Below are 18,367 nucleotides of genomic sequence, written 5' to 3'. Positions count from 1 at the left end.
TGCGGAGAGGAACATGGCCAGGCAAAAAAGTCTTGCGGATTCGCCGTGCCCGGTGGCGCGGGCGACCGATATCGTCGGCGATCGCTGGGCGTTGCTGATCGTGCGCGATGCGTTCGACGGCGTGCGCCGCTTCGGCGATTTCCGCGCGAGCCTCGGTGTCGCGAGCAACATCCTGTCCGACCGGCTCAGGATGCTGGTGGGCGCCGGCGTGTTCGACGTCGTGCCGGCGTCGGACGGCACCGCGTATCAGGAATACGCGCTGACCAAAAAGGGCGAGGGGCTGTTTCCGGTCATCGTGATGCTGCGGCAGTGGGGCGAGGCGAACCTGTTCGCGCGCGGCGAGCCGCATTCGGTGCTGGTCGACCGCAATACGGGGCGCGCGATCCGCAAGCTCGCGCTGCGGCACGACGACGGCCGGCCCGTGAAGGCGGCCGAGACGGTCGTGAGGAAGGTCGGCGACGAAGCGGGCGCGACGCGGCGGTGAGCGCGCCGCGCTATAGCGCAGTTGCGAGCGGAAACGAAGCGGGGGCGATGAAGGTTGCGGCCGGACCGGCTCGAACGCGGTTTGCCGAACCGTGCGGCTACGTGGATCGACGCGTGCTCAGCTCAGGGAGACGGATTCGCTCAATGCCGCTCGCCGCGCCAGCGTCCCGGCGCAACGCCGAAGCGCTTCGTGAACGCATGCGTGAACGTGCTTTGATCCGCGAAGCCGACCATGCCCGCGATGTCGACGAGCGGATGCCGGCCGTCGGCGAGCAGCACGACCGCCGCGTCGAGCCGCAGCCGCTGCAAATAGCGATGCGGCGTTTCGCCGAACGCGTCGACGAACAGTTGATGAAACCGGCGCATCCCGTAGCCGCAATGCGCGGCGAGATCGGCGATGCGCAGCGGCTCGGCGAGCCGCGCGCGCAGCCAGCGGTCGATGCGCGCGAAATCGAGGCCCGACGCGGGCGCGGCGATGCCGGCATCGTCGATGAGCGCGCCGCACAGGCGCGCGGCGGCCTGCCACTGGAAACGGTGCGCGGCTGCCTGCCGTGCGTTGCCGGCCGGCGCATCGAGTTGCGCGGCGGCCGCCGCGACCTGCGCGACGAGCGACGTCAGGGCCGGATCGATCGACACGGCGCGTGCGCGGTCGAACAACCGCTGCGGCACCGCGAGCGATGCCGCGGGCAGGTCGATCACGAGCTGGCGATTGTCGCCGAGGCCCGCATAGTCGTGGCGCGCGCCGGCAGGAATCAGCCACGCCGCGTGCCGGTCGATGCGTTGGCCGATCCCGTCCACCGCCATCACCATCGCGCCATCGACGCCGAGCACGACCTGGTGGAAGTCGTGCACGTCCGACGCTTCGCACGTGTCGTAGCGGCGCAGCGCGATGGCGGGGGAGGCGATGCGTTCCATCGGAAGGAAACGGCCGGGTGCGTCGTCAGACGTCGAGCAGTTCGACTTCGAACACGAGCGTCGCATTCGGCGGAATCACGCCGCCTGCACCGCGCGGGCCGTAGCCGAGTTGCGGCGGGATCGTCAGGCGACGCACGCCGCCGACCTTCATGCCCTGCACGCCTTCGTCCCAGCCCTTGATGACCATGCCGCCGCCGAGCACGAACGCGAACGGGTCGTTGCGGTCCTTGCTCGAATCGAATTTCTGACCGTCGGTCAGCCAGCCCGTGTAGTGGACGCTGACGGTCTTGCCGGCTTGCGCTTCCGCGCCGGTGCCTTCGGTCAGGTCTTCGTATTTGAGGCCCGATTCGGTCGTGATGACAGACATGACTACTCCTGAAAGAGGGTTGCGTAAGACCGCTATTGTAGGCGAGCCCGCAGCGGGCCGTCGCACGTGGCTTTCACCCGCCGGCACGCGTGTCGCGGACGGCTGCGGGGCGCCGCGCCCGCGATCGCCGAAAATGCGAATGGAACGCGCGTTTGAATTTTTCGCGGGCCGCGCGACCGAGGTTGCACCGTGCGAGTGCGCCGCGCGTATGAATCGGTGCTACCGGGGCGGTATTCCATATGCTGCACGCCGCCGCCGGATACGTCGAAACGCCCGTCGCGCGGGGCGTTCGGGCAGATGGCGAGTCGCAGCACCGACCGCCTCGTCTCGTTCGCAGGCCGCCGTGCGCGTTCGAATCGCGGCCCGCCCGAGCGCTGTTCGAACGTCGTTTTTCCCGCCTTCCCGACCGTGTGCTGTTTGGAAGCGGGCATCTACCGCGCGGCTTGCGTGCGTCGGCGCGGGCGGCCTATCTTTACATCTGTCGATGTCAAGATTTTGGCGGTGCGCGATGCGCCGCCGGGGCCTGCGCCGGCCGCGTCGGACGACGCGCCGGGCCGCTCCGGAACAGGAGAACGATGAACATGAAGTCAGCCGCTTCCGCTACCGCAGCCGGGATCATGCCGGTGCGCCGCGACCTGCGCTTCGATCTGCCGGTCGAACGCGCGAAGGACTGGCATGGCCTCGGGTCGCACGTGACCCATTTCTTCAACGCGCTGTCGCTGCTGTTCCCGGCCGGCGAGCGCTTTTTCATGGACTCGGTGCGCAATTACCGCGACCGGATCGACGATCCGGTACTGAAGCAGCAGGTGCTCGGCTTCATTGGCCAGGAAGCGATGCATACACGCGAGCACGTCGAATACAACGAACTGATGCAGGCGAACCGCTTGCCCGCGCGCAAGCTCGACAAGCGCGTGTGGGCGGTGCTCGGCTACATGAAGCGCAAGCTGCCGCATTCGGTGCAGCTCGCGCATACGGTCGCGGCGGAGCACTACACGGCGATGCTCGCCGAATGGCTGCTGCGCGACCCGACGCGCCTCGAAGGCTCGGTCGAGGGCTACCGGCAGATGTGGATATGGCACGCGCTCGAGGAAACCGAGCACAAGGCCGTGTCGTTCGACGTGTGGAATGCCGTGATGAAGCCGGGGCTGCGGCGTTACCTGATCCGCATCGGCGTATATCTGCTGACGACGCTGACGTTCTGGCCGGCCGTGTTCCTGATGCACGCGACGCTGCTGTGGCGCGATCGCGGCGCCGGACATCACGTGCGCGGGATGCTGCGGACGATCGCGTTCCTGTACGGGCCGCGCCGCGGGCTGTTCCCGCGCATCGCGGGCGAGTGGCTGAGCTTTTTCCGGCCGGGCTTCCATCCGTGGGATCACGACAACCATCACCATCTCGCGCGGGTCGACGCGCTCGTCGCCACCTACGGCGAACACGGCGGCACGCCGGCCGGCCGCGGCCGCGCGAACGCGCTGGCGCCGGTCGCATCGGGCCGCTGACACCATCCGTTTCTGACACAAGCCGTCGCGCTGCCATGAACGGCGTCGGGCCGCGCATGTTGCGTTCCTGCATCATGCCGGCTTCCTCCGACGATTAACCGAAATCAACCGGAACCGGTTGCGCGGGCATCCGGCTGTCCGGTCGACCGGCCGCGCACACCCCCGACGGCGTGCCGATTCTGCGTGCGCCGCATCGTACGCGAACGCCGCGCGCCAGCACCGGCGCGGCTTTGCGCACAGCGCGCCCGCCCGTTCCGGGTTTGCGCGGCGCCCGCCACCGGGATAACACCCATCTAGCCGCAGGCCGGCCGCGTCGATATACCGTTCATGACAACCTCAACCTCATGCACGATTCATGCGCAGGGGGATTTTATTCGGACGGAAATGCGGCCAATATGTCAGTTCGATCGTGGTCCGTCGTATGCGTCGGCGAGCCGGCGCACGATACCAACGCCAAGCGGGGAACAACGATGGTTGCAAGGTCACCCGACGCAAACGGGAATGCGGCGCCCGAGACGACGCCCGTGTCCGTCACCGCTCCCGAGGCCGGCCGCAAGCTGTTCGTGATCATGCGTACGCCCGACGAGCCGCTGCTTGCGCAACTGCGCGGGCTCGGCTGGGAGATCGCGGTCGCGAAGACAGCCGGCGCCGCGCAGAACATGACGTCCGGCGTAAACGTCGCCGCCGGGCTGGTCGATTTCACGGGGTTCACGTCGCGCGACTATCCGGCGCTGAAAGCGTGCCTGAGCCAGCCTGCGATCGGCTGGATTTCGATCGCGCAGGCCGGCATCACGATCGGTCCCGCCGTGCGCGAACTGATCCGCAGCTATTGTTTCGATTACGTGACGCTGCCGCTGCCCTACGAATGGATTTCGCATGTGCTCGGCCATGCGCGCGGGATGGCCGCGCTCGACCGCGTCGACGGCGCAGCTTATGCGGCGTCGATCGGCGAGCACGGCATGATCGGCAACTGCGAGGCGATGCAGCAGCTGTTCAGCACGATCCGCAAGGTCGCGAAGACCGACGCGAGCGTATTCATCTCCGGCGAGTCGGGCACCGGCAAGGAACTGACGGCGCTCGCGATTCACGAGCGTTCCGGCCGCGGCAAGGGGCCGTTCGTCGCGATCAACTGCGGGGCGATTCCGCATCACCTGCTGCAGTCGGAGCTGTTCGGCTATGAGCGCGGCGCGTTCACCGGTGCGAACCAGCGGCGCGCGGGCCGGATCGAATCGGCGAACGGCGGCACGCTGTTTCTCGATGAGATCGGCGACATGCCGGTCGAGAGCCAGGCGAGCCTGCTGCGCTTCCTGCAGGAAGGGAAGATCGAACGGCTCGGCGGACAGGAGTCGATCACAGTCGACGTGCGGATCATCTCGGCGACGCACGTGGATCTCGACGGCGCGGTCGAGGCCGGGCGCTTCCGCGCGGATCTCTATCACCGCCTGTGCGTGCTGCGCATCCACGAGCCGCCGCTGCGCGCGCGCGGCAAGGACATCGACATCCTCGCGCATTACGTGCTGCAGAAGTTCAAGTCCGACAGCGGCCGCAAGATCAGCGGCTTCACGTCGGCCGCGCTCGACGCGATGCGCCGCTACGAGTGGCCCGGCAATGTGCGCGAGCTGATCAACCGCGTGCGGCGCGCGATCGTGATGGCCGAGAGTCGTTTGCTGACGCCGCACGATCTCGGGCTCGAGACGCCGGGCGAAACCGAACCCGTGACGCTCGAACAGGCGAGGGCGCTCGCCGAGCGCGCCGCGATCGAGAATGCGCTGCTGCGCAACGATCACCGGATCAACAAGGCTGCCGCCGAACTCGGCATCTCGCGCGTGACGCTCTACCGGATGATGATCGAGCACGGGCTGAACGATCACGACAACAACGGCGGGCACGACGGCGCGCCGTCCGGCGACGCGGGGCATCAGCGCGTCGGCTGAGCGGCGCGTCAAGCGCGTGACCCGGTTCGGTGTCGGCGTTCAGCGATACGTCCAGGGCCGGTGCAGCACGAACGTGACGGGCGGCATGCACGGCACGACCGCGACGACGCTCCATGCGCGCGCAAGCCCGGGCATCGCGGTGCCGTGCGCGAGCAGCATCGTGACGACGAGGCCGGCCCGCGCACGAGCGGCGGCGCCGATGCCGCCGACCGCATGTAAAGCGCATGAAACATTTCGTGTCGGCAACCGGGCGAATTTCCGCGGCGAATCGGGCCGATCGGAACGGTGCCGGCCGGTAAAAATTCCATGTCGATTGTTCAGCCTTATCCCGCAAGGCTAGGCCGCCACGCGGCCGGCGCATGCCGCGCGCCGCATGTTTCAGATTCGCAACTTCCGGTATTCCGCACCCGTTCCGGCCGTCGTCCCGCGCGCCGAACCCCTTGTGCGGATGGGCTCGCGCGAAGCTGGCCCGCTCCTTGCGAATATGAACGTACGAAAGTCGACGACGCGAGGTCCGGCCGGTTCTGCAGCGAATCCTGTCAGTACCGGCCAGGACGCAGTCCGCGGGGATGCGGCGGCGGAGCGCGGCGCAGCAGTCGCGTTCCGGCGAGCATGGAACGTCGTCGCCTGATCGTCGGGGCACCGGCATCGTCCGGTTGCCGGAACAAGCATCAGACTGAAAACGGGGTAGAAAAATGATCGATCGCCACACGCCGCGGCTCGCAGGCCGCGATCGCAGTGATGCGGGGCATCGCCGGTCGAACGTCGCTCTCGCAGCCGGCCGGCATGCATCGACAGGCCATCTCTCCGCGCCCGGTGCGAGGCGGATCCGGCTGATTGCCGGTCATCCGCGCCGGGTCGGCACTTTCCTGCACGCAGACCCGATTCGGAAGGGCATGTGCACACGGGCGCCGGTATCGCGACGCCCGATCTTCGGCTACTGAATTCGCACGATATCCGGTCGCGTTATCCATCGTTCGCGCGAGCCGGTGCAATTGATCTGCAATCCGAATCAGATTCGACACGTTGCGCAGTGCACGCGACGGAGGGTGAACTCGATGCGGCGGTGATCGGCGCAATGCCGTCGCCGCCCGGGTGGTGAGGGGAGGGGCGGTCGGACGCGCGCGACGGGAGTGTCGCCCGTACGCGCGCGACGCCGTTTCAGCCGCCGTAGATGTCGAAGTCGAAGTACTTCGACGCGAGCCGCTTGTAGGTGCCGTCCTTGACCATGTCGACGATCGCGCGGTCGATCTTCGCCTTCAGGTCGGTGTCTTCCTTGCGCAGCCCGATGCCGGCGCCGATGCCGAGCACCTTTTCGTCGACGAGTTCGGGCCCGACGAACTGGTAGTTCGCGCCGCGCGGCGATTTCAGGAACCCGATCGCGGCCTGCACCTCATCCTGGAGTGCCGCGTCGAGGCGGCCTGAGGTCAGGTCCGCATACACGCCGTCCTGGTTCTGGTACGACACGACGTTCGCGCCTTGCTTGCCCCAGTACGCCTTCGCATAGCTTTCCTGCGTCGTGCCCTGCTCGACGCCGATCGACTTGCCCTTCAGCGATTCGGCCGTCGGCAGCAGCGGCGAACCCTTCTTCACGACGAGCCGCGTCGGCTGGTTGTAGATCTTCGTCGTGAAGCCGATCTGCTCCGCGCGCTGCGGCGTGATCGACATCGACGACAGCACCGCGTCGAACTTCTTCGCCTTCAGCGCCGGAATCATCCCGTCGAAATCGTTCTCGAGCCACACGCACTTCGCCTTCAGGCGCGCGCAGATCTCGTTGCCGAGGTCGATGTCGAAGCCGACGAGCTTGCCGTCGGGCGCCTTCGACTCGAACGGCGCGTAGCTGGCGTCGGTGCCGAAGCGGATCGTGGTCCAGTCCTTCGCAGCGGCGGGGCCTGCGGATACCGCGAGCAGGGCGATCGAAACAGCGGCAATCAGTCTCTTCATGGTGCGTTTCCTTGGCGTGGTGCTTCCGGTTCTGTGCGACACGGTTCCGCGGACAGGACCGCGTCTGCACGCGCTGTCCGTATGGCCATTAACGCAGAAAATAAAATAAGAGTCCAGAATGGACAAAAAATATCGTTTTGCCGGAAGAAATGGCCGATCGTCGGGTGTCGACCCTTGCAAAAATACGAAAATGGACTAGTCTTGTTAGTGAATTCATTTCGAGACTAACGATCATGTCACAGCCTGCCTACGATTCGCATTCCGCCCCGCCGCAGGCTTCGTTTGCGCAGATGTCGGCGGCCGGCCTGCGTGCATTTTTCAACATCGCGCGCGACTGGGAACTGACGATCGACGAGCAGATCGTGCTGCTCGGGTCGCCCGGCCGTTCGACGTTCTTCAAGTGGAAGGCGGCGCCGGAATCGGCGCGGCTGCCGCGCGATACGCTCGAGCGGCTGTCGCTGCTGCTCGGCATCTACAAGGCGCTGCAGATCCTGCTGCCGCAGCCGGCCGCGGCCGACGCATGGGTCAAGCGGCCCAACGATGCGGCTCCGTTCGGCGGCAAGCGCGCACTCGACCGGATGCTGGCCGGCAACGTCGGCGATCTGGTCGCCGTCCGGCAATATCTCGACGCGATGCGAGGTGGCTGGGCGTGACGATGCCGATCGAAGCAAAACAATGGCCCACGACCGCCGTCGACTGGGCACCTGCCTATCGTGTGATCCCCACCCGTTTCCCTGCCATCAACCTGTTCGACCGCGTCGCGTCGGCGGACGATTTCGACGCGCTGTACGCGCTCGAATCGCTGACCAACGACCGCATTCGCAACGAAGTCGGCACGCTCGACCTGGTGCCGCCCGCCGAGCGCCGCTACGGGCTGGGCTGGGGGCCGATCATGGCCGCGTTCACGCACCTGAATCCGCAGGGCAGCCGCTTTTCCGACGGCAGCTACGGCGTGTTCTACTGCGCCCGCTCGCGCGACACCGCGATCGCCGAAACGCGCTATCACGGCGCGCTGTTCCTGGCCGCGACGAAGGAGCCGCCGATGCGCCAGCAGATGCGGCTCTACACGGTGTTCGCGCAGGGCGACGTGGTCGACGTGCGCACGTGGCCGCAGCGAGATCCCGCGCTGCTGCATCCGCTCGATTACAGCGCGGGGCAGGCGCTCGGCCGCGCGGTGCGCAACGCGGGCGGCTCGGGGATCGTCTATCCGTCGGTGCGAGACCCGGGCGGCGAGTGTCTGGCTGCATTCCGCACCGCGCTGCTGCGCGACTGCCATCACGCGGCCTACCTCGAATACAACTGGAACGGCTCGGCCGTCGACGCGGTGTTCGAACTGAACCAGGTCGGCTAACGTTCGCTCGCGGGCTGTTGCGGGAGTGAAGGCGCGAGGGGACTAAGGCAGCGGCCAGTCGCCCGCGTGGCGTTCGCGCGCCTCGGCCTGCGTCATCGACCACGTGCTGCCGGTGCGCGGCTCGGCGAGCGTGAGCCGCCCGGAAGGCGCGAACGCGCCGGTGTCGATGAACCACTGCGCGCCGATCCGCTGCGGCGCGCGCACGGGCGTGTGCCCGGTGCAGGTCAGCGACAGTCCGGCCTGCCGCGCCGGATCGGCGAGCCCCTGGACCAGATCGCGGCCCCAGATCAGCCGTTCGCGCACGTCGTGCGAATAGCTGCCCGTATCGAGGTCGGCGTCCGACCCGAAAAATTCCGCATGCAGCACGTTGAAGCGCTCGGGGCCGTCGCCGATCACGCGCACCAGCGGCAGCGCGTCGACGCGTGCCGCATGCGCGTGCAGCCGTTCCGGCGGCAGGTCGGCGCCCCAGTCGCCGCCGATCCCGCGCCACGCGTCGGGCGACAGCTTGCCGTGCGACACGAGGCTCAGCACTTCCTCGTGATTGCCGCGCACGACGTGGCACCACGGGCGGTCGAGCAGGTCGAGCGCGGTTTCGGACGCGGGGCCGCGGTCGACGAGATCGCCGACCGAGAACAGGCGGTCGCGGGCCGGATCGAAGCGGATGTCGTGCAGCAGCGCGCGCAGCACGTCCACGCAGCCGTGCAGGTCGCCGACGACGAAGTCGCGGCCGGCCGTGTTCGCGGGGTGGCGGCAGAGGGAGGCGGTGGCAGTCATCCCAGTATCTTAGGCGCTCGTGCCCGTCGCCACGTCGCGATGGAATGGCGATAATCGGGGCGCGGTAGCCGCCGGCGCGACGCAGCGGGCCGCCCCGCGTACCGTTCGAACCCTTTCCATCCGCTTTCGGAATTTCACGATGACGTTTTATCCGCAGGTATTACGCAACCGGCCGCGCATGGTCGCGGCGTTCGTCGCGGGCTTGCTGTGCGCGGTGCTGCTGCCGTTTCCGCTGCGTCTGACCGCACGTACGCTGATCGGCTGGGATTGCGCGGTCTGGCTGTATCTCGTGCTGATGTGGGTGCGCATGGTCACCGCGCATCATCACAAGGTGCGCGAAGTCGCGATCCGCGAGGACGAAAACGCGACGACCGTGCTGACCGTCGTGTGCCTCGCGACCGTCGCGAGCGTGGCCGCGATCGCGATCGAGCTCGCGACCGCCAAGAGCGTCGGCTTCCGCGCGGGGCTCAGCCATTACGCGATCACGGGCGCGACGCTGTTCGGCGCGTGGTTCCTGATTCCGACGATCTTCACGCTGCACTATGCGCGGCTCTATTACGGCTCGCCGAGCAGCGACCGCGCGCTGCGCTTCCCGGACCGGAACCCCGAACCCGATTACTGGGATTTCCTGTATTTCGCGTTCACGCTCGCGGTCGCGTCGCAGACCGCCGACATATCGCTGGCGAACCGCTCCGCGCGGCGCGCGGTGCTCGCGCAGTCGATCCTGTCGTTCTACTTCAACATGGCCGTGCTCGGGCTGTCGATCAACGTCGCGGCGGGGTTGCTGAGTTGACGCCGGTTACTTGAGCAGGTCGTACGGACCGCCGCGTTCCAGTGCCCGCCGGTACGCCGGCCGCGCGTGGATCGTGTCGAGAAAGCGCGCGATCGCGGGATACCGGCTGCCGCCGCCGCGCGCGGTCGCGGCTTCGAGCGGAAAGCTCATCTGGATGTCGGCCGCGCTGAAGCCGTCGCCGACGAACCAGCCGGTGCGATTCAGCGCGCCGTCGATATGGCCGAGATGCAGCGCGATCTGCGGATCGACGAAGCCCGACTGCAGCGTGGCGGCGATCTTGCGCGCGATCGGCCGTGCGAAGAACGGCATCGGCGCATGCGCGATCCGCAGCGCGACGAGCTTGAGCAGCAGCGGCGGCATCGCCGACCCTTCCGCGTAGTGGAGCCAGTACCTGAAGTCGTGCCGCTCGGGCGTGCCGGGCGGCGGCGCGAGGCGCCCGTTGCCGTAGCGTTCGACCAGGTACTCGATGATCGCGCCCGATTCGGCGAACGTGCGGCTGTCGTCGGTGACGACGGGCGACTTGCCGAGCGGATGGATCGCGCGCAGCGCGGGCGGCGCGAGCATCGTTTTCGGATCGCGCTCGTAGCGCAGGATCTCGTACGGCACATCCAGTTCTTCGAGCAGCCAGAGCACGCGCTGCGAGCGCGAGTTGTTCAGGTGATGGACGGTGAGCATGTCGAGGCCGGAAGGGGGCGGGAACGACATCATACCCAGCGCGCGCGGCGAGTACGCGCCGCGTCGCCCGTCGTTTCGAACCGCTTCAAGCCGTTATGCGCGCCGCACCGCGATCCACGCACCCCAGAACAGGCTCGCGAAAAAACGCAGCGGCGCATCGAAGCCCGCGTCGCGCAGCAGGCCGAACACGGCTTCCTCGGATGCGGGCGGATCGGCGCCCTGCAGGATCTTCGCGAGTTGCGCGCGCACGGCGTCGGGCGTGGCGCCCTTCATGCGCCAGCGTTGCTGCCACGCGTCGAGCAGGCGAGGGTGGTCCGCGTAGCGGCGATGATTGCCGGCGAGCACGAGCGGCGCGCCTGGCTTCAGGCGTCGTGCGATTGCGTGCAGCAGCGCCGCCTTCGCAGCGTCGCCCGGGACGTGATGCAGCACGCCGATCAGCGTTGCGCCGTCGAACGCGGGGGCGCCGGGCAGCGCATCGACGTTGTCCTCGACGAATGTCGTGCGCGCACCGCAGCCGGCGGTTTCGACGTTCGTGCGCGCGAGCGCGAGCATCGGCGCGGACGGGTCGACGGCCGTGAATTGCCAGCCCGGCTCGAGCGCGGCCGCCACGCAGATTTCCTGCCCCGTGCCGCCCGCGCCCGCGACGAGTATCCGCGCATCGGGCACGCCGATCGCCGACGCGAGCATGCATGCGGTCAGTTCGTGGCAGGCATCGTAGCCGGCGAGCGCGATGCGCGATTGCTCGGCGTATTCGTGTGCGCGTGCCGGATCGAATTTCGCGGCGCTGGCGGGAAGCGACATGGCGGGTTCCTCGGGTCGGGCGCGGACGACGTGTCCGCGAGCATCGCGCAGAGCGTAAGCGTGCGTGGTCGACGCAACAAGGCGAGCGGTCATTCCGGTATGCCGACTACCCGATTCGGCAAGCGTGGACTGCCGATTTTCCAGGGGTCGATTCGCATTTAAAAATGTCTGAACATGATGCATCGCGGTGGCGAATCCGGCGCATACTCGATTCTCTCCCCCCGCTTGGCCGTCGCATGCCGGGCCCCGATGCGCCGCGCCAGTGGCGCGGCCATGCCGCTCGGCACGCACGAGGAGCGCATGATGTCCGATTGTCCGCACGATCCGTACGCGCAGCACTACATTCATTGTTTGCCGTTTGGCGCGCAGCCCTGTGGCGCGCTCGGCACGACACAGCGCACGCATTTTCGCGTGTGGGCGCCGGGCAGCACGCAGGTCCAGCTCGAACTCGATACCGGCTACGGCCCGACGCTCGTCCCGATGACGGCCGCCGGCACGAACTGGTTCGAAGTGTTCGCCGATTGCGGCGCGGGTGCGCGTTACCGCTATCGCCTCGACGATGCCGTGTCGATTCCCGATCCCGCGTCGCGCTCGCAACCCGAAGGGCTCAACGGCCCGAGCGAGGTCGTCGATCCGCGCGCGTTCACGTGGCGCAACACGTTCTGGCGCGGGCGCGCGTGGGAAGACATGGCGCTCTACGCGATTCGCCCGCATGCGGTGGGCGGCTTCGCCGGCGTGCGCCGCCGCCTGCCGCAGCTCGCGCGCCTCGGCGTGACCGCGCTGGAACTGCTCGCATCGCCGCACGACAGCCTGCCGTTCGCGCCGCTTGCCGTCGAAGGCGGCCCCGATGCGCTGAAGGCGCTGATCGACGACGCTCACGGCTTCGGCCTCGCGGTGCTGCTGGAACTCGACTACGCGCGCTTCGGCAGCGGCACCGACGCGCTGCGCCACTTCACGGAGCCGTTCTTCCATACCCGCGACGATCCGCTGCAGGCGCCGCCGCTGGCGCTCGATCATCCGGACGTCTGCGATTTCTTCTGCGACAACGCGCTGTACTGGATCGACGAATACCGTTGCGACGGGCTGCGCCTGCGCGAGGCCGACCGGATCGGCGTGTCGTGGCTGCGCGAGATCGCGGACCGCGTGCGCGCGGCCGTGCCGGCCGACCGGTTCATCCATCTCGTGCTCGGCAGCGAGCGGCATCCGGCGCATCTCGCCGATACCCATTTCGATGCGCAGTGGAACGGTTGCGGCGAACGCGCGCTGCACCGGCTGACGGGGCGCGACACATCGGCCCACGAAGGCATTTCCACGCACCAGTCGATCCATACGCTCGCCCGCGCGCTGACCGCGGCCGGCGCGGCGTTTCAGCCGGCTGCGCCGGCAGAAGGCATGGCCGCCGAAACCGGGCTGTCGTTGACGTCGCTGGTGCTGTCCGATGGCGCGTGGCGCGACTGCGGCCAGGGCGAGCGAGGGCAGGAGGCCGGCCTGGCCGGGCTCGCGCTGTCGCTGCTCACGCCGCAAATCCCGCTGATCTTCGACGAAACCGCGTGCGACGCCGATCGCGCGCATTTCGTGCAGTCGGCGCTCGCGGTGCGCGCGAAGCTGATCGCGCCGCGGCTGTCCGATTGCCGGCCGCAGGACGCGCATGCGCTGAAGGCGGACGGCGACGGCGATGCCGACGCGCTGCTCGCGTCATGGCGGCTCGCCGACGACGAGACGCTGACGATCGCATTGAATCTGTCGCCCGACGCGGTGCCGTTCGATGCGCCGAGAGGGCAGGTCGTGTTCGAGACGCCGGCGCGTGCGCGCGACCGGGTCGATGAAGGGGAATTGCCGCCGTACTCGCTCGTTGCGTGGCTGACGGGTGACGTCAACCGGTACGCGCTCACGCACGACGTGCGTCGCATCGACGACGGCTCGTGGCGCGGGGCGCGTCCGAACCTGAACGCCTGACGAGCGCCTGGGCGTGTGAACGCATAACTCTGTCCGAACGTCCGGGCGCATCAGCGCCCGGCGGCTGCACTGCCGGAACTCCCCGAGTTACCAGAACCCGCGAATGCCCGCGATGCCGTACGCGCCGTGACGGCGCGCGTCGTCGAGATGCGCGCGCGTCATCCCGCCGAGCGCGTAGACGGGCATCGCGGCCTGCGCGGCCAGCGCGTCGAATCGGTTCCAGCCGAGCGCCGGCGCACTGGGGTGGCTGAGCGTCGGCAACACGGGCGACAGCGTGACGAAGTCCGCGCCGGCGCGTGCGGCCAGCAGCAGGTCGTGGTGCGTGTGGCAGGCGGCGGACACCCATCGTCCGGCCGGCAACGGCCGCTGCGCGGCGGCGCGCAGCGCGGTGCCGTCGAGATGCCAGCCGGCGCCGTCGAGCCGCATCACGCCGGCTGCATCGATCGGGCCGTTCAGCATCAGGTGCGCGCCGGCTGCATCGCAGCGCGCGAGCGCCGCTGCGGCGAGCCGCGCGAACGCGGCCGCATCGAGCGATTTCACGCGCAGTTGCACGAGCGTCTCGCCGCGCGCGAGCACGGCCGACAGCCGGTCGAGGAACGCATCGCAATCGGCCGCCGACGCGGACGCCGGTTCCGGCGTGATCACGCAGCAGCGCGGCAGCGTTGCGTTCATCGCGCGCGGCGACGACAACGAGGGGCCGTCATTCGTCGGCCTCCTTCGCGATCTTCGGATAGACGCGCACGAGCACGATGCGCGGCCCGTTCATCTTCTTCACGACGACGTCGAAGCGGTCGAACGACACGCGCTGCCCTTCGGTCGGCAGGTCGCTGAGCGCCTGGATCACGAGGCCGCCGACCGATTCCGCACGGCCTTCGTCGATGTCGATGCCGAGCGCCTGCTCGAGCGACACGACGGGCAGGCTGCCCTTGCCCATCAGCGTGCCGTCGTCGAGGCGGCTCCAGTCGGCATCGCCCTGGCGGAACTCGTCGTGGATCTGGCCGACCAGCGCGCCGAGCAGGTTGTCGAGCGTCAGGAAGCCGATCGGCTTCTCGCCCTTGTTGCCGACCAGCGCGAAGTGCGGCGCGCCCTTGCGGAAGCGGCGGAACAGTTCGAGCGCCGGGGTGTCGGGCTTCACGTACTGCACGGGGCGCACGTAGTCGGACAGGTCTTCGAGCGCCGCGCCCGCGTGACGCGCGAGCAGCAGGTCCTTCAAGTGGATCAGCCCGCTCACCTGTTCGCGCGACGCATCCTCGAACAGCGGATAGCGGCTGAAGCGGTGCCGCGCGACGATCTCCATGTTGTCGGGCAGCGGCAGGTCGCGCCGCAGGCCGATCATTTCATGGGCCGGCCGCATCAGGTCCGACACGGTCATCGACGAAAAATCGAGCGAATGCGCGAGCGTGTTCCACTCGTCGTTGCTGTACGTGCCGCGCGCCGGCTGTGCCGCGTTGCCGGCCGTGCTGCGGCGGCTGCGCAGGATCAGCTTCAGCTCGTCGGTCGAGTAGTGCGCGTCGCCGCCGTGGTCGGTCGACAGCCCCGCGAGCCGCAGCACCGCGTTGGCGCTGTTGTTGAGCACCCAGATCGCCGGATACATCGCCCAGTAGAACGCATAGAGCGGCAGCGCGACCCACAGGCCGATCTTCTCGGGCTGGCGGATCGCCATCGATTTCGGCGCAAGCTCGCCGACGACGATGTGCAGGAACGAGATCAGCGAGAACGCGAACACGAGCGAGATCAGGTGCACGACGCGTTCGGACTGCACGCCGATCAGGTCGAGCAGCGGGCCGATCAGTTCCGCGAAGGCCGGTTCGCCGACCCAGCCGAGGCCGAGCGACGCGAGCGTGATGCCGAGCTGGCACGCGGAAAGATACGCATCGAGCCGGCCATGCACGATGCCGAGGATGCGCCCGCGCAGGCCGTGCTTGCGGGCAAGGGTCTTGACGCGCGTCGCGCGCAGTTTGACGAGGCCGAATTCGGCCGCAACGAAGAACCCGTTCAGGGCCACCAGGAACAACGCGCCGATGAGCGCGAAGATCTGTAACAAAGAATCGCTCCGGTTATGACAGGCCCATCAGTATAGGGCCGGCAAGGAATTTGTAATGTTATGGACGGCCGATTGCTTACACCGGCGCCTCGCGGGGGATGGCGAGCGTGATGGTGGCGGTTGTGCCGTCGGCGAACGCGGTATGCGCGAACGTGCCGCCGTGCGCGAGCGCGACGCGCTGGCACAGCGCGAGTGCCCATGCGATTCGCTTCGCGTCGCGCTCGCGCAGCATTTCGCGTCGCGCGAACGATTCGAACGCATGCGGCTGTGCAGGATCGGCGAGTGCGCCGGCGCTCACGGTGCAGGTGGCGCGCGCGACGAACTGCGCGCCGTCGCGCGTGCATGCGAACGTCACGCGGCTGCCGGCGGCGCTGGCCTCGACGGCCGCCGTCAGCATCGTCCAGAGCGCCTGCGCGATGCGTTCGCGGTCGGCCGACAGCGACGGTTCGTCGTCCGGCAGCGTTGCGTCGAGCGCGACCTGCCGTGCGTCGGCGAGCGCAAAACGGACGAGCGCGAGCGTGTCGTCGAGCAGCGCACGCAGCGCGAACGGCCGCGGCGCGATCGCGAGCGTGCGCGTTTCCGCGCGCGGCGCATCGAGCACGTCGTCGATCAGCGTCACCTGCTGGTCGATGCCCGTGCGGATGCCCGCAAGCGCGCGCTGCAGGTTCGGATCGGCATTGGCGAGCTGGCGCTCGAGCACGTACGCCCAGCTATGCATCGCGTTCAGCGGGCTGCGCAGGTCGTGCGATGCGGTGGAGAGCGCCTGGTCGCGCAGGAACAGCGCCGCCTGGGTGGCGTAGTGCGCTGCGCGTTCGCGCAGCAGGTCGGCGGCGGGATCGACGGAAGTGGACGTCACGGAGCAGGCCTGTCGGAAGCGGTTGGCGTGGAAGTCACGCGAACCGTCATTATAGGGACGGTGCGTGTCACGCCGGCAGCGCGTCTTCGTCCTTTTTCCGTGCGTCGCCGTTCGGCAGCAACTGGCACGCGAGCAGGCCGGCCAGCATCAGCGCGCAGCCGACGAGCGCGCGCAGCGTCAGCGTTTCGTTGAGCGCGGCCCAGCCGGCGACCGCCGCGAACACGCCTTCCATGCTGAAGATCACGGCCGCGTGCGCGGGCGCGGCGTCGCGCTGCGCGACGACCTGCAGCGTATAGCCGACGCCGACCGACAGCAGCCCGCCGTACAGCAGCGTCGGCAGCGCGCCGCGCAGCATCGCGACGCTGACCGGCTCGACGGCCAGGCCGACCGCGAGGCACGCCACGCCGCAGACGACGAACTGCATGAACGCGAGCACGAGCGGATCGTGACGCTTCGCGAGATGGCCGACCGCCATCACGTGCGCGGCGATGATGACGGCGCCCGCGAGCTGGAACCAGTCGCCATAGAGCACCGAAAAGTGCTCGTCGATGCTGAGGAAATACAGGCCGATCGCCGCGAGCAGCGCGCCGAACCACGTGCCTGCGCCGATCCGGTGGCGTGCGAACACGCCCATCAGCGGCACGATCACGACGTACAGCGAGCTGATGAAGCCCGCGTTCGCGACCCGCGTGTACTGCAGGCCGAACTGCTGCAGCGAGATCGACACGGCGAGCAGCCCGCCGAGCGCGAGGCCCGGCAGCAGCAGCGCCGGCTCGCGGCGGATCGCCGCGAGTTGCGCGCGCGATGCCGCGTTCAGCATCAGCAGCGGAACCAGCACGAGCGCGCCGAGCAGGAAGCGCAGCCCCGTGAACAGGAACGGCCCGATCACGTCGAGGCTCAGTCGCTGCGCGACGAACGCAGAGCCCCAGATCGCGGCGGCGGCGAGCATCAGCAGGTTGGCGCGGAGGTGCTTGCGGGCTTCGGACTTCATCGGATTCTTCTGAAGATTGCGGGCGGCGAAACCCCACAGCTTACGCCGAGATTGCAAGGCTGTCGGCAAACCTGCGCAGCGCGGCGGCCGCACGTGCGTCGCGCACGCGCGAATACAGCACGACCTGCGACTGCGGCAGCGGCGGCAGCCCGAATTTCGCGCCGACGTCGACCAGCGTGCGCGGCGCGACACGCCGCGCGAGCGGGCAGACGGCGAGCCCTGCCGCCGCGGCCGCCGTGACCGCCGCGACACCGCCACCCGTGAAGCGCTCGCGCCACGGCCGCCCCGCATGGTCGAGCGCACGCAGTGCGGCGGCCCGCACACCACACGGGCCGGCCAGCACCGCTAGCGGCAGCGGCTCGCCAGCACGGGGCGCCCAGTCCGGCGCGGCGAGCCAGGCCAGCGGTTCGGCAAACAGCAGCGTGCCGTCGTCGCGCGGTGGGTCCTCGCCGGGCTCGTGCCGCACGATCGCCGCGTCGAGCCGGCGTTCGTCGTATTGCGCGAGCAGGCCTGCCGACATCCCGAGATGCATTTCCAGCGACAGTCCCGGATCCTGCCGATGTAGGCTCGTGAGCACGGCCGGCAGGTCGGGCACCGCGACGTGCTCGCTGACGCCGAGCGACAGGCGGTGCGTGCCGGCCGAGATCGCACCGAGCGCGTGGTCGTGCGCGTCGAGCAGCGCACGGGCGGCCGGCAGGAAGTTCTCGCCGTCGGCGGCCAGCTTGACGACGCGCGGCGTGCGCGCGAGCAGCGGCTTGCCGAGGTGCGCCTCCAGCCGCTTCAGCTTCAGGCTGACGGCCGATTGCGTGGTGCCGAGCGCATCGGCGGCGCGCGTGAAGCTGGCGAGATCGGCGACCAGCACGAACGCGCGTACGGCATCGAGATCGAGTACTTTCATTTCAAATGAAAATGAATGAAATATTCATTGATGACTGTTCATTATAGTTCGGCGAGCCTAACCTGACGCTGTGTTTCCGTTCTTCA

19 protein-coding genes are annotated in these 18,367 nt (G+C 68.5%); 7 read left to right on the top strand and 12 right to left on the bottom strand.

The window, feature by feature from the left end:
* Window positions 1-13 precede the first annotated feature (13 nt).
* Window positions 14-484 (top strand): winged helix-turn-helix transcriptional regulator, encoded by a 471-nt coding sequence (locus tag ACM6JT_RS12825; RefSeq protein ID WP_414856582.1) that lies wholly within the window; start codon window positions 14-16, stop codon window positions 482-484.
* A gap of 140 nt (window positions 485-624) precedes the next feature.
* Here ACM6JT_RS12825 and ACM6JT_RS12820 read toward each other — a convergent pair whose 3' ends face one another.
* Window positions 625-1,398 carry a helix-turn-helix domain-containing protein gene (locus tag ACM6JT_RS12820; protein WP_407972565.1) on the bottom strand — a complete coding sequence of 258 codons (774 nt, stop codon included), beginning with the start codon at window positions 1,396-1,398 and terminating at the stop codon, window positions 625-627.
* A 25-nt stretch (window positions 1,399-1,423) separates the two neighbouring features.
* Window positions 1,424-1,765, bottom strand: a complete 342-nt coding sequence (locus ACM6JT_RS12815; RefSeq protein WP_006479474.1) for an FKBP-type peptidyl-prolyl cis-trans isomerase — start codon at window positions 1,763-1,765, stop codon at window positions 1,424-1,426.
* 581 nt (window positions 1,766-2,346) lie between these two features.
* Between ACM6JT_RS12815 and ACM6JT_RS12810 the strand changes: the two genes are divergently transcribed.
* On the top strand, window positions 2,347-3,264 hold the full coding sequence (locus ACM6JT_RS12810; protein WP_034185209.1) for a metal-dependent hydrolase: 918 nt from the start codon (window positions 2,347-2,349) through the stop codon (window positions 3,262-3,264).
* Window positions 3,265-3,734: 470 nt separating this feature from the next.
* Window positions 3,735-5,198: a sigma-54 dependent transcriptional regulator gene (locus ACM6JT_RS12805; protein WP_034185165.1), complete on the top strand. Its 1,464-nt coding sequence runs from the start codon at window positions 3,735-3,737 to the stop codon at window positions 5,196-5,198.
* Between the two features lie 39 nt (window positions 5,199-5,237).
* Here ACM6JT_RS12805 and ACM6JT_RS12800 read toward each other — a convergent pair whose 3' ends face one another.
* Window positions 5,238-5,444 carry a hypothetical protein gene (locus tag ACM6JT_RS12800; RefSeq protein WP_414856581.1) on the bottom strand — a complete coding sequence of 69 codons (207 nt, stop codon included), beginning with the start codon at window positions 5,442-5,444 and terminating at the stop codon, window positions 5,238-5,240.
* A 915-nt stretch (window positions 5,445-6,359) separates the two neighbouring features.
* Entirely contained in the window at window positions 6,360-7,142 is a 783-nt protein-coding gene (locus ACM6JT_RS12795; protein WP_034185166.1) for an ABC transporter substrate-binding protein, read from the bottom strand.
* 233 nt (window positions 7,143-7,375) lie between these two features.
* On the opposite strand from ACM6JT_RS12795, the gene ACM6JT_RS12790 reads away from it, so the two are divergent.
* Both ACM6JT_RS12790 and ACM6JT_RS12785 read left to right on the top strand, forming a co-directional pair.
* Window positions 7,376-7,795, top strand: a complete 420-nt coding sequence (locus ACM6JT_RS12790; protein WP_034185167.1) for an MbcA/ParS/Xre antitoxin family protein — start codon at window positions 7,376-7,378, stop codon at window positions 7,793-7,795.
* Window positions 7,796-7,797: 2 nt separating this feature from the next.
* Complete coding sequence (locus ACM6JT_RS12785; RefSeq protein WP_407972623.1) at window positions 7,798-8,493, top strand: RES family NAD+ phosphorylase; 696 nt, start codon at window positions 7,798-7,800, stop codon at window positions 8,491-8,493.
* A gap of 42 nt (window positions 8,494-8,535) precedes the next feature.
* On the opposite strand, the gene ACM6JT_RS12780 is transcribed toward ACM6JT_RS12785, so the two are convergent.
* Window positions 8,536-9,267, bottom strand: coding sequence for a metallophosphoesterase (locus ACM6JT_RS12780; RefSeq protein WP_034185169.1), 732 nt, complete (start codon window positions 9,265-9,267; stop codon window positions 8,536-8,538).
* 139 nt (window positions 9,268-9,406) lie between these two features.
* On the opposite strand from ACM6JT_RS12780, the gene ACM6JT_RS12775 reads away from it, so the two are divergent.
* Window positions 9,407-10,060: a DUF1345 domain-containing protein gene (locus tag ACM6JT_RS12775; protein WP_034185170.1), complete on the top strand. Its 654-nt coding sequence runs from the start codon at window positions 9,407-9,409 to the stop codon at window positions 10,058-10,060.
* Between the two features lie 6 nt (window positions 10,061-10,066).
* Here ACM6JT_RS12775 and ACM6JT_RS12770 read toward each other — a convergent pair whose 3' ends face one another.
* Together ACM6JT_RS12770 and ACM6JT_RS12765 are read right to left on the bottom strand one after the other, a co-directional pair.
* Entirely contained in the window at window positions 10,067-10,735 is a 669-nt protein-coding gene (locus ACM6JT_RS12770; RefSeq protein ID WP_175746377.1) for a glutathione S-transferase, read from the bottom strand.
* A gap of 93 nt (window positions 10,736-10,828) precedes the next feature.
* Window positions 10,829-11,536, bottom strand: coding sequence for a class I SAM-dependent methyltransferase (locus ACM6JT_RS12765; protein ID WP_414856580.1), 708 nt, complete (start codon window positions 11,534-11,536; stop codon window positions 10,829-10,831).
* 303 nt (window positions 11,537-11,839) lie between these two features.
* Here ACM6JT_RS12765 and ACM6JT_RS12760 point away from each other — a divergent pair, with 303 nt between their 5' ends.
* The gene (locus ACM6JT_RS12760; RefSeq protein WP_217589975.1) at window positions 11,840-13,492 is read left to right on the top strand and encodes a DUF3459 domain-containing protein; all 1,653 of its coding nucleotides are present in this window, start codon (window positions 11,840-11,842) and stop codon (window positions 13,490-13,492) included.
* Between the two features lie 87 nt (window positions 13,493-13,579).
* On the opposite strand, the gene ACM6JT_RS12755 is transcribed toward ACM6JT_RS12760, so the two are convergent.
* From ACM6JT_RS12755 to ACM6JT_RS12735, 5 genes are all read right to left on the bottom strand, one after another.
* Complete coding sequence (locus ACM6JT_RS12755) at window positions 13,580-14,164, bottom strand: thiamine phosphate synthase (protein ID WP_414856579.1); 585 nt, start codon at window positions 14,162-14,164, stop codon at window positions 13,580-13,582.
* A gap of 28 nt (window positions 14,165-14,192) precedes the next feature.
* Window positions 14,193-15,536 (bottom strand): hemolysin family protein, encoded by a 1,344-nt coding sequence (locus tag ACM6JT_RS12750; RefSeq protein WP_105392296.1) that lies wholly within the window; start codon window positions 15,534-15,536, stop codon window positions 14,193-14,195.
* A 76-nt stretch (window positions 15,537-15,612) separates the two neighbouring features.
* Window positions 15,613-16,392, bottom strand: a complete 780-nt coding sequence (locus ACM6JT_RS12745) for a sensor histidine kinase (protein ID WP_414856578.1) — start codon at window positions 16,390-16,392, stop codon at window positions 15,613-15,615.
* 67 nt (window positions 16,393-16,459) lie between these two features.
* Entirely contained in the window at window positions 16,460-17,383 is a 924-nt protein-coding gene (locus ACM6JT_RS12740) for a DMT family transporter (RefSeq protein ID WP_414856577.1), read from the bottom strand.
* 40 nt (window positions 17,384-17,423) lie between these two features.
* Entirely contained in the window at window positions 17,424-18,281 is an 858-nt protein-coding gene (locus ACM6JT_RS12735) for a LysR family transcriptional regulator (RefSeq protein ID WP_034185176.1), read from the bottom strand.
* Between the last annotated feature and the right edge of the window lie 86 nt (window positions 18,282-18,367).

The organism is Burkholderia sp. IT-111MI5 (assembly GCF_949752865.1).
In the GTDB taxonomy this organism is placed as follows: Bacteria; Pseudomonadota; Gammaproteobacteria; order Burkholderiales; family Burkholderiaceae; genus Burkholderia; species Burkholderia pyrrocinia_C.
The sequence above is the reverse complement of the archived record's forward strand: the minus strand, read 5'-3'. Positions and strand labels throughout refer to the sequence as shown.